This is a genomic window from Nocardia sp. NPDC004278, assembly GCF_053602975.1.
In genome coordinates, this window is sequence record NZ_JBSGEQ010000011.1 from 186,325 (window position 1) to 187,433 (window position 1,109).

Here is a 1,109-nt window from a genome sequence, read left to right on the forward strand (position 1 = left end):
ACCGACCACCCACCCGATCCCGCCGATACCCACACCGCCACGGGACCAAGGCGTCTAGCGGAAGCCGCTACCTACGCGCTACCCCGCACATCCCGTCAAACCCGCCCTGAGCTGTGCAGAGAGGCGATCGGTCGACCGACCGGACCGACCGGCCGAGCGCGGTGTGCCGCAGAACTACGCGTTCCCACAAGGGAATTCGAGTAGCTATCTACTCGGGTTACCACCCCTCCCCCGGACATACGCTTCTTCCAACGTTGAAGTTCAGAACGAATCGGAGGAAGCATCCACCATTGTGGTAGCGGTCAATCCCCTACACGACCCCGAGGTGCGGCTGCACGCACAGGCGCGGGTGCAAGGAACGACGTCACCGATCCAGCGCAAGCTGGGTAACGTCAGGACCGGCAACGGACGCATCGTGTCCAAAGCCATCGTCCCCCAAACGTTTACGCCCCCCAAGCGTCGGTGCGGCTCGACTCCTCGCCGCGCAGCGTCACCCCCCAGAGTCAAATCCCGTAACCGCCCCACCCAAAACCAAAACCCCAACATCCCCCGCCCCCGCAGCCATTCACAAAAACAACTTTCCAGCGCCAACAAACGCACAACGCAACCAAACCCCCCTCCCATCAGCCGAGAATGCGCTCATGCAGGTGCGCTCTCGACGTTTACCTGCATGAGCGCATGGTGATCACTCGTCCAGGGGTGGCGCGCGGTGCCGCAGGAGCAATGTATGGTGGCGGCCGAATTTGTAGTGTTGTAAGGGGTTCGGCGCGAATGTATGTTGCTGAACCATGGTGCCGAGGCATGTACGGCGCCGAGGAGGATTCGGCACCGAAGCAATGTTCGGTACCGAGAATGGCCCGGTACCGACCGATGTCCGGCACCAACAGGGGCCAGCGCCGAACAACGTGGCGCACCAAGCCAAAGTGCCGTGCCGACAAATGTCCGGCACCGAGCAACGTCCGACACCAACACGGGCCAGCGCCGAACAACATCGCACACCAAGCCAAAGTGCCATGCCGACAAATGTCCGGCACCGAGCAACGTCCGACACCAACACGGGCCAGCGCCGAACAACATCGCACACCAAGCCAAAGTGCCATGCCGACAAA